Here is a 14,676-nt window from a genome sequence, read left to right on the forward strand (position 1 = left end):
ACTTAGATGAGTTCGGAATCGTCGATCGAGCGATCGATCGAGCAGGTCATGAATCCCAGGAAGAGGTGCGGCGGGAGTTCTCCTGGGATGTGATCGCCAGTCACCGGGAGCGACTGATGAGGCTGGTCCGCCGCCGGCTGCCGAATGCTCAGGACGCGGAGGACTGCGTCCAGGAAGCGATGCTCAGAGCGGCCGCTCACGGCAATCTCGACCAGGATCGGATCGGTCCCTTTCTGACCTCGGTCGCCCTGCGCCTGTGCGTCGACCACTACCGCGAACTGGAGCGGAGACGGCGGCTGTTGCGCCGCGCGGCGGACGTGGGCGGGCCGGAGCTGCCGGACGAAGGCGTGTGCGATCAGGACTTCGGGCGCTGGCTGCTCGGTCAGGTCCATCTGCTGCGGGGCCGGGAGCGGCAGGTGGTGCTGGCCCGTGCCCATGGGATCTCCACGCTGGAATTCGCGCGGATGCACCAGATCTCGGTCAAGGCGGCCGAAGGCGCGTTCACCCGTGGGCGGGCCCGGCTGCGGCTGGTCTGCGCCAAAGCCCTGGACGGCGCCGCGGCATAACGGATTTCCGCTTTCTTCCCGCGTCCGGCGGCACATCGGGGCGCGGGGGGCAAAAACGGCTCCCGAACTCCGGGAGTGCAGCTGAGAGGGAAAGGTTAGTGACCGTGGGCAAGAACAATACCCAGGACACCATCAAGGATTTCATCGGCGATATTGCCGACAGCACCAAGAAGGCTTTCGACGAAATTCTCGACCGGAAAGGCGATGATGGGCATTCCGTGGACTGGCTCACTCCGGGGAATCCGTATCAGGCGCTGAGCGGACTACCCGGCGATGTGCTGCGGACGGTGAGCGCGCTGTCCGCCCTCGGAGGTGTGGCCAATCCCGTGGCCGCGCTCGCCAACGCCGCCAACGCCGCGGCCGGCGTCGGCGCCGCGAACCCGCTGGCGGCGCTCGTCGGCGGAGCCCCCAACCCGCTGGCCGCACTGGCCGGTGCGGCCCCCAATCCGCTCGCGGCGCTCGGCGGCGGCGCAAATCCGCTGGGCGCGTTCGGACAGGTCGCCGGCGGGGCGACCTCGGCCGTCTCGGGAGCGGCCGACATGGCGGAGGGCCTGGCCGCACTGCCCCGGCAGATCGCCCAGCTCTCCGAGCTCGTCGCCTCCCTGGTGAATGTGCTGGAGGGCGTCCAGGGAGTGGCCGGCGCCATGACCGGTGCCGGGCGCGCGCCGGCGGCGAGGAAGAGCGGCTGAGCGGCCGCTGATCCGGGCCTCACCGGCCGCCACCGGGCGCGTACCGCCTCACCTCGGGTGAGTGATCGCGCCGCATGACCCACGTGCGTGGGCGATCACGCGCATGACCGACGGAACTCGTCAGGCACAGGAGGTTGTGACACATGAGTGCCATGCTCGGCAGTCGGCTCCGGCTGGTTGTGAAGGTGCTGGGAAGCCTCGTCGCCGACGAGGTCGGCCAGGCGACACGGGAGCGCCGGCGGTCCCGGCAGGACCCGAACTCCCCGGCGGAAGCCGAGGCCTCCGCCGGGGACGGGACCTCCGCCGGGGACGGGACCGGCTCCGCGGACGGGGCACGCCGCGCGAAGGCGGTGCGGCACGCCCTGGAGAGCCTCGGCCCGTTCTATGTGAAGCTCGGCCAGATCCTCTCCACCCGGCCCGACATGGTGCCCGCCTCCATGATCGGCGAACTGCAGAACCTCCACGATCAGGTCGACATCCAGCCCTTCGCGCTCTTCGAACCCGTGCTCCAGGAGGAGTTGGGAACGGACTGGAAGCGCCGCTTCGACGACATCGAGACGGTCCGCCCGCTCGGGGCGGCCTCGCTCGCCCAGGTGTACCGGGTGACCCTGCCCGGCGGGCGGCCCGCGGTGGTGAAGATCCAGCGGCCCGGTATCCGGGACGCCGTCCGCGCGGACATGGCCCTGATGCGCAAGGCGTCCCGGATCGTCGCCCGCACCGCCCCCCGCTTCAACGAGGTCATCGACGTCGAGGCGATGCTCGGCTCCATCTTCGACGCCATGGAACCCGAGCTGGACTTCACCGGCGAGGCCCGCAACATGGACGAGGCCCGCGAGAACATCCGCCGCTATCCGTCACTGGCCGTGCCCCGGGTCATCCACGCCACCCCCAAGGTGCTGGTCCAGTCGCTGGCGCCCGGCACCTCCGTACGTCACCTCGACCGCCGCTCGTTCAGCGACCGGGAGCGCACGGACATCGGCAAGGACCTGCTGCGCTTCATGTACCGCGGGTACTTCGTCGACCGGATGTTCCACGCCGACCCGCACGCGGGCAACGTCTTCGCGCTGCCCGGCGGTCCGGCCACACTCATCGACTGGGGCATGGTCGGCCGCCTCGACCGGCGCACCAGCCTCCAACTGCTGCCGCTGCTCATGGCCATCGCGCAGAACGACGGCCACGGCCTCGCCCGGGCGTGGGCGGACATGGGCCGGGTCACCGCCTGGTCGAACCTGCCCGCGTTCGCCGCCGACATGGCGGCGCTGGTCCCCAAGGTCGCCACCGCCTCCCTGGAGGACATCAACTTCGGGGTGTCCCTGACCACCGTCCTGGAGAAGGCGACCCGCCGGGGCATCGGCTCGGCGCCCGCCATCTCCCTGCTCGGCAAGTCCTTCGCGAACCTGGAGGGTTCGGTGCGCTGCCTGGCGCCGGACATCGCCCTCGCGGAGGTCTTCAAGGCCGAGGCACGCGGGATCATCCTGGCCCTGATCCGCGAGTACTTCACCGTGGACCAGGTCGCCCGCAACACGATGGACTTCCTCTCGGCCGCCGCGTCCGCCCCCGAACAGTGGCGCGGACTGCTCTCCGACGCGGCCAACCGGCAGTTCGCGCTCCAGCTCCACGAGCCGCACACGCCCTCCTCCATGGGCGGGCAGCGGCCCTGGTCGCCGTCGCGCGGGCTGATGGCCCTCGGCGCCGCGGCCCTCTTCTTCGACCGCCGCCGCGGTACCCGCTGACGTACCGCCCTCTCTCATCCACCACATCAGTCTTACTTGATGGACCGTCATAAACCTTATTCGCAAAGGAATGTCCATGCCCATGCAGCAGTACGACGCTCAGTGCGAAGCGGCTCCCGGCGCCCTTGACGGCGTCTCGGAGACGGCCCTGTGGACCGTACGCATGCGAGCCCAGGAATCCGCGCGGGCGGACGCGCTCTTCGACGACCGGCTGGCGGCCGAGTTCCTGGACGCCGCCGGGGTGGCCGGGGCCCCGCCGGGAGCCGGCGCTCTGCAGAAGGTGCTGCCCGACTGGCTGGCCGTCCGTACCCGTTTCTTCGACGACCACCTGCTCGCCACGACCCGGGAGGGGCGCGCGCAGGTCGTGCTGCTGGGAGCGGGGCTCGACACCCGGGCGTTCCGGCTCGCCTGGCCCGCCGGAACCCATGTCTTCGAGGTCGACCTGCCGGCCGTACAGGCCTTCAAGGAGCGGATCATCGAGGGGCGTACGCCGGACACCGCCCGGCGCACCACGGTCGCCGCCGATCTGCTGGGCGACTGGCGCGGCGCCCTGCTCGCCGCCGGGTTCGACCCGGCCCGGCCCACCGCCTGGCTGTGCGAGGGGCTGCTCTTCTATCTGGCCCCGGAGGCCGTGGAGCGGCTGATCGGCACGGTGAGCGAGCTCTCCGCGCCGGGCAGCACCCTCGGCGCCGAGTGCCTCAACGCCGACACCGCCGAATCGCCCTTCGTGAAGCCCTGGCTGGAAGCCCTGTCCGGCTCGGGAACGCCGTGGGTCTGGCACCTCGCGGACGCGGAGCGCTGGTGGGGAGGGTACGGCTGGCAGGCGCGGGTCGCGGACCTGCTGACACTGCCGTACGCCGTCGAGCGGTTCGCCCCGCATCTGGCCGCCTTCTCGGGGGTCGAGAAGGACAGCATGATCCTGGTCACCGCGACGATCCCGGACGACGGGCCGGTCTCGGTCGACGGGGCGGTTCCGGACGAGGGGACGATCTCGGACGACGGGGCGGTCTCGGGCGACGGGACGAGCCCGGACGGCGGGCGGTGACCGTGGACGGCCACAATCTCTGCCAGACCCCCACCACCTACCGCCTGCTGCGCCTCGAATACCTGCTCGGGCTCCTGGTGGCCGCCGGATTCTTCCTCGTGCATCTGGCCGAGGTGCGCTGGTGGGTCGCCGTCGTCCTCTTCGCCTATGTCGACGTCATCGGCTATCTGCCCGGCGCGCTCGCCTACCACCGCAGCCCCGACCAGCGGGTCTCCCGCGTCTACTACGTGCTCTACAACACCATGCACAGCCTGAGTGTGCAGGGTGCCGTTCTCGGCGCCTGGGTCCTGGTGCACGGCTGGGAGTGGGCGCTGCTGGTGCTGCCCATCCATCTGTTCGGGGACCGCGCGCTGTTCGGCAACTTCGCCAAGTCGTTCACCGTGTCGTTCGAACCGGTTCCGCACCCCGCCGTGCAGGGCCCGCTGCGGGACTTCGCCACCGTTCCCTGGCACGAGGCGGCGGTGCGGTGAGCGCCCCGCAGGCGCCGGCCGACACGGAGGCGTACGAGATGCTGCGCCGCCACGGCAGCCACAGCAGCGCCTTCCTCGCGATGAACAGCGGCAACCGGCGCTTCCGTACGGACGGTGTCGACGGCTTCGTCCCGTACCGGGAGGCCGGACGACGGCACCTGTTCCAACTGGGCGGGCCCGTCTGCGCGGTCGAGGACCAGCCACGGCTGCTGACCGCGCTGCTCGCGCGGGCCGGGAGCGAGCGGCGCCGGGTCGCCGCCGTCCAACTCTCCCGCCCCCAGGCCGAACTGCACGCCGGGCACGGCTTCGTCGTCAACCAGTTCGGCGCCTCCTTCAGCATCGCGCTGGACGGCTACAGCCTGGGCGGCCAGCGCATGGTCAAGGTCCGCAACATGGTCAACCGGGCCCGCAGGGAAGGAGTTTCGGTCGCCGAGGTGCCCGCCGAGGAGCGGGACGGCGAGGCGGTCACCGCGGCCCTCGACGCGGTGGACGCCGCCTGGCTGCGCGCGAAGGGCCGGCACGTCAAGGAACTCGAGTTCCTGATCGGCGAGCGCGGTGGCCCGGGCGCACCGCACCGGCGCCTGTTCACCGCCGTCCACGAGGGACGGACGGTCGGTTACGTGTCGTACTCGCCGGTCTTCGGTGAGCGGGCCGGCTGGCTGTACGACCTCACGCGGCGGCTGCCCGACGCCCCGCCCGGCACGGTGGAGCTGCTGTTCGCCACCGCCCTGCGCCAGTTCCAGGACGAGGGCTGCGACTGGCTGCACCTCGGCTTCACCCCCTTCGTCCAGCTTCACCCGGACACCGCCGCACCCGGCCCGACCAGCAGCTTCCTGCACCGCTGCGTGGAAGTGCTGGCGGCCAAGGGGCGGGCCGTCTACCCGGCGGCCGCCCAGGAGTCCTTCAAGCTCAAATGGCGCCCGCAGCTCATCGAGCCGGAATACCTGGCCTTCCAGGGCGGGGTGAGCCCCGGCGCCGTCTGGCAGCTGATGCGCCTCACCAAGTCCGTGTGACCCCTGACCCCCTGGGCCGTAGCGGTCCGTTCCGTGATTCAGAAAGGCCGAAATGACCACATCCATCGCGAAGTTCCCGGCGGAGGCCGACCGGCACCGCGCCCCGAGCCTCCTGGACGGCGCGCTGCACGCGGAGCTGACACCGGAGGGCTGCGACCTCGGCTACTGGTTCCGCGCCGTGCCCGAAGGCACCCTCGGCGGCGACCCGATGGGCCGCTCGGACGTCCCGGTGCCTGACCACATGATGGCGGACGGGCCGCTGCGCCAGGCCGTCATGCAGGAGCTCGCCTTCCGCTCGATGGCGGAGGAGAAGGCGGCCCGCGCGATCTCCTTCCTCGTCGCGTACGCCCCCGACCTCGCCGGGATGGACTTCTACACCTCCCAGTTGATGGACGAGGCCCGCCACGCCTACGCGTTCCGCGGCCACCTGCTCGAACTGGGCGTACGGCAGGACGAGTTGGAAGTCACCATGGAGTCGCTCGCCGGGGTCGACCGGGACGCCGTCCTGGCGCCCCTGGAAGAGTTCGGACTGTCCGTCATGGAGAGGGAACGCGACTACATCGGCGGTGTGATCACCCTCACCGTCCTCGTCGAAGGGGTTCTCGCGCCCACCGCCGAGCTGAGCGAGCGCAAGTGGCGGCCCTTCGACCCGCCCGCCGCGGAGATCGAACGGGCCGCGGGCATCGACGAGATCCGGCACCTGTCCGTGGGCACCACGATCGTCCGCCGCCATGTCCAGCGGCACCCGGAGGACCTGGGACGGATCGGGGAACTGGTCGCGCGCGGCGCCGAGTTGTGGTCGAAGCTCCCGGTGCAGCAGATGACCTTCCGGCGCGAACAGCTCTACCAGCAGGGCCTGGACCAGCACCGCGACATCGCCGGCGACTACGAGCTGTGGCCGGGCCGCCGGCTGGTCGACACCACACCCGAGGAGCGGATGCTCGCCGCCGCGGAATGGGCGCGCGTCACCCAGGAAGCGCGCCTCGCCGACATGGGCATGACCCCGTGAACCCCGTGAACCCAGCGAGCCCCGAGAACAGCCCGCGCACGCGCCCCACCATCCGCCAACGTCCACCAAGGAAGGGTTCGGTGGCACACCGATGACCGACAGCCCGGCAGTCAACTCCTCACCGTATGAACCGGCCGCACAGGACGAGGACTTCCGCGAACTGACCCGGCGCGTCCAGGCCGCCGGGCTCATGCGGCCCCGCAAGGGCCAGTACGTGACCGGGATCGCGGTGGTCTGGCTGATGAACGCCCTCGGCTGGGCGGCGCTGGCGTACTCCGGCGGTACTTGGTGGAAGGTGGTCCTGGCGGCGGTCTGGCTCGCCGTCTGGCACGAACAGCTCGCCTTCCTGGTGCACGACGCGGGACACCGCCAGATCACCCGGTCGCGGAAGTTCATCGAGGCCCTCGGCCTGGTCCACGGCAATCTGATGCTCGGGGTCTGCTTCGGCTGGTGGGTGCAGCACCACAACCGGCACCACAACCACCCCAACCACCTGGAGCTCGACCCCGACATCCTGCGCCGTGTGGCCATCTTCGCGCCCGAACAGGCCCAGGACCGCAAGGGATTCGCCCGCTTCCTCGCCGCCAACCAGCGCTACCTGTTCTTCCCGCTGCTGGGCCTGGAAGCCCTGGTGCTGCGCATCGCCGGCGTCATCGCCCTGCGCCGCCGTGCGCTGCGCAAGCCCCTCCTTGAGGGCGGTCTGATGGCGCTGCACGCGGTGCTGTTCTTCGGCGCGCTCTTCGTGCTCCTGCCGTGGCCGTCCGTCCTGCTCTTCCTGGCCGTCCACCAGGTCCTGCTCGGCTATCTGCTCGGCCTGGCCTTCGCCGTCAACCACAAGGGCCTGCCGACCCGCGTGGGCAAGGAGTGGAGCTGGCTGGAGCGCCAGGTCCTCACCTCGCGCACCCTGCCCACCGGCTACGTCGGCGACTTCTTCTACGGCGGCCTCAACTACCAGATCGAGCACCACCTCTTCCCCGGCATGCCCAGGTCGGCCCTGCGCCGCGCGTATCCGCTCGTCAAGCAGTTCTGCGTCGAGCGGGAGATCCCGTACGTCGAGACGGGCGTCCTGGAGTCGTACCGCGACCTCGCGGAGCATCTCGGCTCCGCGAGCGAAGTCCTCCGTGGCACCGCAGCCACGGTCTGAAGGAAAGGAACCGTACACATGACGATCTCAGCGAAAGCGAAGGTGTCCGCGCGTGTGGCCCGGCTCGGCAGGAGGTCGGTGCTGGCCGCCGCCCTCCTCGCGGGGACGGCCCTGGCCGCCCCCGCGGCCCAGGCCGAACCGGCCGGGGTACGGGCGGCACCGGTCCCCGACCTCGTGTGCCGCCTCTCCGCCGAGTTGAACTTCACTCCGCCGCTCGGCGTGCGGGTCAAGGAGGCCCGGGTGACCGGGCACGTCGGGTACCTGGACTGCCGGTCGCCCAGCGGGGCGGCGCCGCAGCTGACCGACGTCGTCTGGGACATCGAGGGCACCGGGAGATTCGGTGCGCTGCCGCCGACCTTCTCGGTGGAGGGCAACGATGTGGGTACCTGGAACACCGGCGAGGTCGGCAGCCTCTACTACAAGGGCGACCTCAAGAACGGCAGCCCTGTACCCGACCGCACCGTGACGAGCGGCCCGCTCGCCGGCGACAGCATCAACGGTCTGCAGATCCCCAGGCCCCGGTTCGACAAGATCGACCCGAAGGGCGTCGCGGGCTTCGACGTCTTCGGCCAGGTGTGCCTGTGGCCCGGTGAGAAGGGCCGCTGCACGGATTTCTGAGCCGACCACACGAAGGAGGGGGTGGTGCGGGCCGACCGGGGCCCGCACCACCCCCTCTCGTTCGTCTTCCTCGTCGTCGTACGAGCAGCCTCAGTCGGCCAGTGCCTTGAGCGTCTCCCGCACCACGATCGGGTCGTACGGCATGGCCAGGTGCGTGGTCCGGTTCTGCGGGGCGAGGATCTGCAGGCAGGTGTTGGTGACGGGGTGCTCCGGCCGGGACGGCTTCAGCTGCTGGGCCTCGGGAGGCTGGACCAGCTCGTCCCGGGTCGACCAGATCACGGTGTAGTCGACCCCGTCCACCGTGTCGCCCGGTGCCACCAGCTCACCCACGAACTCCGAGTCGTGCAGCAGCTGGGTGAAGGCGGGACTGATCCGGAAGAGCACCTTGTCCTCCACGACGGCCTGTACGCCCGGTACTTGACGGACCAGCTTCGTCAGCCCCGCCACCTCGACCCCGTGGTTGCTGGGCGCGATTCCGACGACGCGCCGTACCTTCCCGGCCCCGCCGAGGTACTTGAGGTAGTAGTGCGGGATCATCCCGCCCTGCGAGTGGCCCACCAGGTCCACCTTCGACGCCTTGGTGTCCGCCAGCACCCGGTCGACGAAGTCGGCCAGCTCCTTGGTCGACTTCCGGATGTCACCGAGACCGTACAGGCGCGGAAGAGTGGACAACTCCCCGTAATTGAGGCGGAAGATGCGGTGTCCCGCGGCTCTGAGCGCGGGCGCGGCCTTTCGCCAGACGGACTCTCGGTCGCCCAGCGTGCCGTGCACGAGGACGACCGGGTACGGGCGCTCCGGCGTCGGGGGCAGGCCCCAGTCGTCCACCTCGGGGTCGCCGTCGAGGGCGGCGCCGAGCCGGTGCGCGGCGGACTGGGCGTTGCCGGCCAGCCGCTCGGGGGTACGGAGCAGTTCGGTCGCGGCACTTTCGGAGTTCACGCCGGGAATGCGGGGCAGGGACATGGGGCCTCCTTGGGGTCGGGTTCTGCTGACGGACTGGTGAACGGACGGGGGAGGGGTACGCGGGAGGCCCGGCCGGGGAAAGCCCTGGCCGGGCGTACGTCCTGACTTCTGACGGGTTCGGTCGGTGGGCTCAGCCGGTCGGCGCCCCGGGCAGCGTGTGGAACGCGCGGTCGTGCCAGAGCAGCGGCCGTCCGCCGTTCACCTCCACCGCCATCACCCGTCCGACGACGGCGTGGTGATCGCCGTACGGGCGTACGTCCTCGACCAGACACACCGACCACGCGAGCGCGTCCACGAGCACCGGCAGGCCGAGCACCTGGCGCACGGGGCTGCCCTCGAACCGCCTCGCGGGCGGCACGGAGGAGTCCGCGAAGAGCTCGGCGACCGGTCTCTGATGATCCGTCAGAAGACTTACGGCGAAGGCACCTTGCTCTCGCAGCGCGGTCAGCGTGCGCGAACTGCCGCGCAGACAGGCGAGGACCAGCGGCGGCCGCGCCGACAGGGAGGTCAGCGCGGAGACCGTCATCCCGGTCGGCAGACCCGCGCCGTCCAGCGCCGTGACGACCGTGACCCCGGCCGTGAGCTTGGCGTAGAGACCGAGACAGCGGACCGTGTCGGGGCCGGGCTCGTCCCGCAGGGTGTCCCAGCCGGCGGCGGACGGGCCGTCGGGAAGGGGCTGCCGGGGCACCAGGGCGAGGTCAGCCATGCGCGGGGGCCACGCTGTCGGCGAGCTGGGCCGGGATGGGCGTGACCCTGCCGAGCAGCCCGCGCAGGATGCGCTCGATGTTGCTGCGCAGGGTCGAGTCGGCGACCGGGTCGAGGAGTTCCGCCAGTGTCGGGATGCCCAGGTCGAAGACGGCGTCGAAGGTCACGTGCGTACCGTCCTCGCCGGACGCGCACCGCCACGTACCCTCGAACAGCTCGAAGTCGCCGGTGAGTTGGGTGAAGCCGATGGTCCGCGTCTTCGGGAAGAACGCGTCCTGTTCCGACCAGCGCATCAGACCGTTGCGGAAGCGGACGGTCCAGTCCGAGACCACTGTGCCGTCGTCATGGGGCGGATGGACCACGACGTCGCGGACGGCCTCGGTGACTTCGGGATACCGGCGGAAATCACGGATCCGCTGGTACGCGGTCTCGGGGTCGACGTCGTGGGCGGTCAGTCGTACGGTCACGTGACGCATGGGGGTTACCTTTCGCAGAGGGCGGGGACAGATCAGCCGACGTGCTTCGCGACGATGCGCAGGGCCTCGGTCAGGGCGCCGAAAAACAGCCGTACTTCCTCCTCGCCGACGATCGCGGGCGGTGTCAGCCGCAGCACCCGCGTGGCGTTGAGGGAGTGGTTCACGAGGACGCCGCGCCCGACCAGTTCGAGGATCAGTTCACCGACCGCCTGCTCCTCGGTGAACTCCAGGCCGATCAGCAGCCCCCGCCCGCGGACCTCCTGCACCAGGCCACCGGTGTACGGGGCGCAGGCGGCCCGGACGCCTACGAGCAGCCGCTCGCCGAGGGCCTTGGCCCGGGGGACGACGTCCTCCCGGTCCAGGGCCTCGACCGCGGCGAGCGCGGCGGCGCAGGCGATCGGGGAGGCCCCGAAGGTGGAGGTGTGCAGATAGGGGTCGCGGGAGAACGGGCCGTAGGCCGCCGCGGTCGCGACCATCGCCGCGACGGGCACGACACCGCCGCTGAGCCCCTTGCCGACGAGCAGGACGTCGGGTTGCGCAGGCTCGGCCCCCTCGGCGTCCATGCCCCACCACGAGCCCAGCCGCCCCAGACCCGTCTGGATCTCGTCGACGATCAGGAAGGCCCCGTACGTCCGGCACAGCCGGCTCACCTCCGCCAGATATCCCGGCGGGGGAATGCGTACGCCGCCCTCGCCCTGCACCGGCTCGACGATCACGCAAGCCCGGCGGCCGAGGTCGGCGAGCGTGGCCGCGAGCGCCGCCGTGTCGCCGTACGGGACCGCCGTGCTGTCCGGCAGCAGCGGCTGGAAGGGCTCCTGGTACTTCGGGTTGGCGGTGGCGGTCAGCGCGCCCAGGGTCTTGCCGTGGTAGCCGTCGGTGGTGGAGACGAGGGCGGTGTGGCCGTGCGCCCGGGCCAGTTTCAGACCGGCCTCGGTCGCCTCAGCCCCGGAGTTCACGAAATGGACGTGGTCCAGGCCGGCCGGGGTCCGTGCGGCCAGCGCTTGTGCCGCGAGGGCCGCGACCGGCTCCAGGAAGACCCGCCCGGCCAGCGGATGGGTGTCCACCTGACGGTGCACGGCCGCGGTCACATGGGGGTGGCGGTGCCCGAGGATGAAGACCCCGTAACCGCCGAAGTCGAGATAGCGGCGGCCGTCCTCGGTGAACACCCAGGGGCCGTCGGACGCCGTCTCCAGCATGCCGCCGAGCACCGTGCCGAGGACGGAGCGGCCGGAGGAGAGGTGCTCGCGGTAGAGGCGGGCGATGTGCGCACGGTCCGTGGCCGGGTCGGCGACCGGTGCGACGACACGGGCGGTGGCAGGAGCGGTGGCAGGAGCTGGGGCCGCGGTCATGACGCCAGCTCCTGGGTGTGGGTGCTCTGCGAGGGCCCTGTCCTCGGCGCCGGGTCCTGCGCGGGCTGGGTCCGCAGGAGGGTGCGCATGCCGCCGCGTCCGACGGACCAGGCGGCGAGGTTGCGGACCAGCGCCCGGCGCAGGTCGTCCTTCGAGAGGGCCGAGCCGCAGTGCGGCGACCCCAGGGACGATTCGAAGGGCAGCGCACGCTGGAAGACCAGCAGCAGCTCCGCGTACGTCTGGAAGCGGCGGCGCAGCGACTCCGGGAAGGTCGGGCCCTCGATCAGCGGCAGCAGCAGACGATGCACCGACTCCAGCGGGACGAGCCGGGGCGGATGCGGCCGGGGTCCCCACTGGTCGGCGAACTCCAGGCAGGTGTCGACCACTTCGCGCTGCAGCAACGCCTGCGCGCCGGCCGTCAGCCAGTACTCGCCGCCCGTGACGCCGGCTCGCAGCAGGTCGCCCACGGCGCGCGCGACGATGTCCTGGGGCACCATGTCGATCCGTGCGTCCGGCGCTCCCGGAAGTACCGGCACCTGCCCCTTCACGATGGCGCCGAGCGCCCGGGTCAGCCCCTGCATCCCGGCGATCCGGCCGGTGACGGAGTCACCCATCACCACCGACGGGCGCATGATCACGCCCGGCACGGGAGCCTCGCGGACCACCTGCTCGGCCTCCGTCTTGGAGGCGAGGTAGGCGGCGGCACCGGGGAAGCGCTCCTGCTCCTCAGGCGCCAGCGGATTGGCGACGAAGGCGGTGCTCATGTGGAAGAACGGAGCCTCGGCGCGGGCGGCGAGGCCGAGCATCGCGATCGTGCCGTCGAGGTTGGCGCGCCGGATCCGGTCCGGCTCCGCCTTCCAGTTGGTGGCGGCGGCGGAGTGCACGACCAGGTCCACTTCGGCGGTCAGCTGGGTGAAGTCCGCCCGTGTCAGGCCGAGTCCGGGCTCCACCAGGTCGGCCCGGACCTCGCGGACCCGGTGGTCGTTCACTGGGGTGCGGTGGCGCAGGCAGACGATTCCGAAGTCCGGCGACAGTTCTTCGATCAGGGCTCTGCCGAGCACTCCGGCGCCGCCGGTGAGCAGAATCGTGGGGCGTTTCGCGGAGGGTGGCGGGCTGGTCGGAGCGCTGGGCCGGGGCCGGGGCAGAGGCATGGCGATGTTCCCCTCGGTCGAGTGAGCGCAGTGCATTGGTCAGGCGGTGGCTCGTGTCGGGCGGCGGGCGGCGGGCGGCGGGCGGGCGGTCGGATGGATGGATGGATGGATGGGCGGGAGGCCCGGGAGGCCCGGGCGGGTGTCGGGTGCGGGGTGGCCGGATGGTGGACCCGACGACGGTCAACGGGGCGGCTCTTGGGTGGCTGTCGGGCGGGCGGTGGTTCGGACCGGGCGAAAAGGGGCCGGAAGACCGGAACGGGCCGGGACCGGACCGTGCGTGCCGGTGCCGGGCGCGCTGATGCGGACCACACCTGATCAGGGCGGGAGCGTGGATACGGGCCGGGCCGGATACGGCCGCGATGCGGGCCGGACACGGCCGGGGCGTGGGCCGGATACGGGTGGGACATGGGCTGGATACGCGTCGCGTGGGGCGCCGCGTCCGCTGCCCGGGCCGGCCCAGGCCGATGTCGGCCCGGCCGGGGCAGCTCGCCGCGCTGCGAGCCCTGTCTGGAGGGAACCGCTCGGGCCGGCCGAGGTCAGGGCGGTGCCCGCCCGAGCGGAGCAGGGTCAGGCGATGGTCAGTGGCTCGTCGGCGAGGTACGCGGACAGCGGGCCGGTCATCCGCGACCGCGACGGCGGGTGCAGGGCGAGGCCGTTGGCGCAGGCGGCGAGGTACCCGACCTCGTCGGAGGTCATGAAGTTGAGCCCGCCGAGCAGCTCGACCGACCGGGGGACGATCCGCGCGAGGGCGTCCTGCACGGTGTAGCGCGCGTACAGCGAGTCGGCGAGCGCGGACTCGTCGGGCGCGTCCTCGTCCACCCGGCGGGCGAGGCCCTCGACCGCCGCCGCCGCACCCTCGATCTCCACCAGCAGCCGGACCCTTTCGGCGTCCGGCACCCGGTCGTTGAGCAGCACCCGCTCGACGAGTGCGCTCGCGGCACCGAGGTAGCTGCCGGTCATCAGCAGCTCGAACCAGACCAGACCGGCGGTCTGCACCTCGTCGAGGCGGGCCCCGGCCGGCGAGGCCGTACGCACCAGGAGTTCCTTCGGCACCAGTACGTTGTCCAAGGTGATCTGGTCGCTCTCGGCGCCCGCGAGGAAGCTGCTCGACCAGAACCCGCTGACGGTCAGCCCCTCGCTCTCGGCGGGAACCAGAGCCACGGCCAGCTCCTGGCCCTCGCCCTCCTCGCACGGCACCATCACGCTGGCGGTCAGCAGATCCATGGAACGGGCCAGGCTGCACGGCCGTTTCACACCGCTGATCCGTACGCCTTCGGCCGTCACCGTGGCGGACATGGAGGGCGACAGGATGCCGGTGCCGCTGCGCCCCTCCGCGAAGCCGGACGCCATCAGCCGGTTCTCGGACGCGACGCCCTGGACGAGCATCCACTCCAGTCCCTCCCCGGAGTCGCTCAGCCCGACCAGCGTGGCCATCGAGAAGTGGTGCATGGTCGTCGCCACCGCGAGCGAGGGCGAACGACTGCCCAGCGCGCGCTGCACCCGCAGGGCCTCCAGCGCCGTGGCACCTCGGCCCTGGAAGGCGGTCGGCGCCAGCAGACCTGGCCCCCCGGCCTCCCGGAACAACCCGATGCCGGGGCTCCCCGGCCCCTCCAGTGTCATCAGCGGTACGGCCCTCAGACTCTCGTCGAGGCCGGGCAGCAGTTTGGCGAGGGCCGTGCGCTCCCGCTCCAGGAATCTCATGTCGTCCCCTGCTCCTTGATCCTCAGGTGTCGCCGGCAGCGTCGTTT

Annotated in this window: 15 protein-coding genes; 9 read left to right on the top strand and 6 right to left on the bottom strand. The window is 71.5% G+C overall.

Annotated features, from left to right (window positions below; genetic code table 11):
- Positions 1-89: 89 nt before the first annotated feature.
- The 9 genes from OG747_RS40385 to OG747_RS40425 all read left to right on the top strand — a co-directional run bounded on the left by OG747_RS40385 (position 90) and on the right by OG747_RS40425 (position 8,287).
- On the top strand, positions 90-566 hold the full coding sequence (locus OG747_RS40385) for an RNA polymerase sigma factor (protein ID WP_405884303.1): 477 nt from the start codon (positions 90-92) through the stop codon (positions 564-566).
- A gap of 98 nt (positions 567-664) precedes the next feature.
- Positions 665-1,255 carry a hypothetical protein gene (locus OG747_RS40390; protein ID WP_405884304.1) on the top strand — a complete coding sequence of 197 codons (591 nt, stop codon included), beginning with the start codon at positions 665-667 and terminating at the stop codon, positions 1,253-1,255.
- 143 nt (positions 1,256-1,398) lie between these two features.
- Positions 1,399-2,988, top strand: a complete 1,590-nt coding sequence (locus OG747_RS40395; RefSeq protein ID WP_405884305.1) for an ABC1 kinase family protein — start codon at positions 1,399-1,401, stop codon at positions 2,986-2,988.
- 76 nt (positions 2,989-3,064) lie between these two features.
- Complete coding sequence (locus tag OG747_RS40400) at positions 3,065-4,033, top strand: SAM-dependent methyltransferase (protein ID WP_405884306.1); 969 nt, start codon at positions 3,065-3,067, stop codon at positions 4,031-4,033.
- Positions 4,030-4,503, top strand: coding sequence for a hypothetical protein (locus OG747_RS40405; RefSeq protein ID WP_405884307.1), 474 nt, complete (start codon positions 4,030-4,032; stop codon positions 4,501-4,503). The genes OG747_RS40400 and OG747_RS40405 overlap by 4 nt, the downstream gene beginning before the upstream one ends.
- Positions 4,500-5,516, top strand: a complete 1,017-nt coding sequence (locus tag OG747_RS40410; protein ID WP_405884308.1) for a bifunctional lysylphosphatidylglycerol flippase/synthetase MprF — start codon at positions 4,500-4,502, stop codon at positions 5,514-5,516. The genes OG747_RS40405 and OG747_RS40410 overlap by 4 nt, the downstream gene beginning before the upstream one ends.
- 52 nt (positions 5,517-5,568) lie before the next feature.
- Positions 5,569-6,525 carry a VlmB-like protein gene (locus tag OG747_RS40415; protein WP_405884309.1) on the top strand — a complete coding sequence of 319 codons (957 nt, stop codon included), beginning with the start codon at positions 5,569-5,571 and terminating at the stop codon, positions 6,523-6,525.
- Between the two features lie 91 nt (positions 6,526-6,616).
- On the top strand, positions 6,617-7,669 hold the full coding sequence (locus OG747_RS40420) for a fatty acid desaturase family protein (protein ID WP_405884310.1): 1,053 nt from the start codon (positions 6,617-6,619) through the stop codon (positions 7,667-7,669).
- A gap of 18 nt (positions 7,670-7,687) precedes the next feature.
- Positions 7,688-8,287: a hypothetical protein gene (locus OG747_RS40425; RefSeq protein ID WP_405884311.1), complete on the top strand. Its 600-nt coding sequence runs from the start codon at positions 7,688-7,690 to the stop codon at positions 8,285-8,287.
- A 90-nt stretch (positions 8,288-8,377) separates the two neighbouring features.
- Here the strand turns inward: OG747_RS40425 and OG747_RS40430 are convergent, their stop codons facing one another.
- The 6 genes from OG747_RS40430 to OG747_RS40455 form a co-directional block, all read right to left on the bottom strand.
- On the bottom strand, positions 8,378-9,247 hold the full coding sequence (locus OG747_RS40430) for an esterase/lipase family protein (RefSeq protein WP_405884312.1): 870 nt from the start codon (positions 9,245-9,247) through the stop codon (positions 8,378-8,380).
- Positions 9,248-9,377: 130 nt separating this feature from the next.
- Complete coding sequence (locus OG747_RS40435; RefSeq protein ID WP_405884313.1) at positions 9,378-9,953, bottom strand: flavin reductase family protein; 576 nt, start codon at positions 9,951-9,953, stop codon at positions 9,378-9,380.
- Positions 9,946-10,428: a type II toxin-antitoxin system RatA family toxin gene (locus OG747_RS40440; protein WP_405884314.1), complete on the bottom strand. Its 483-nt coding sequence runs from the start codon at positions 10,426-10,428 to the stop codon at positions 9,946-9,948. Before OG747_RS40440 ends, OG747_RS40435 begins: the two co-directional genes overlap by 8 nt.
- Positions 10,429-10,460: 32 nt before the next feature.
- On the bottom strand, positions 10,461-11,777 hold the full coding sequence (locus tag OG747_RS40445; protein ID WP_405884315.1) for an aspartate aminotransferase family protein: 1,317 nt from the start codon (positions 11,775-11,777) through the stop codon (positions 10,461-10,463).
- On the bottom strand, positions 11,774-12,928 hold the full coding sequence (locus OG747_RS40450) for an SDR family oxidoreductase (RefSeq protein WP_405884316.1): 1,155 nt from the start codon (positions 12,926-12,928) through the stop codon (positions 11,774-11,776). Before OG747_RS40450 ends, OG747_RS40445 begins: the two co-directional genes overlap by 4 nt.
- Before the next feature lie 567 nt (positions 12,929-13,495).
- Positions 13,496-14,629, bottom strand: a complete 1,134-nt coding sequence (locus OG747_RS40455; RefSeq protein ID WP_405884317.1) for an acyl-CoA dehydrogenase — start codon at positions 14,627-14,629, stop codon at positions 13,496-13,498.
- Positions 14,630-14,676: the final 47 nt, after the last annotated feature.

Source organism: Streptomyces sp. NBC_01384, from assembly GCF_045040035.1.
Classification (GTDB): Bacteria; Actinomycetota; Actinomycetes; order Streptomycetales; family Streptomycetaceae; genus Streptomyces.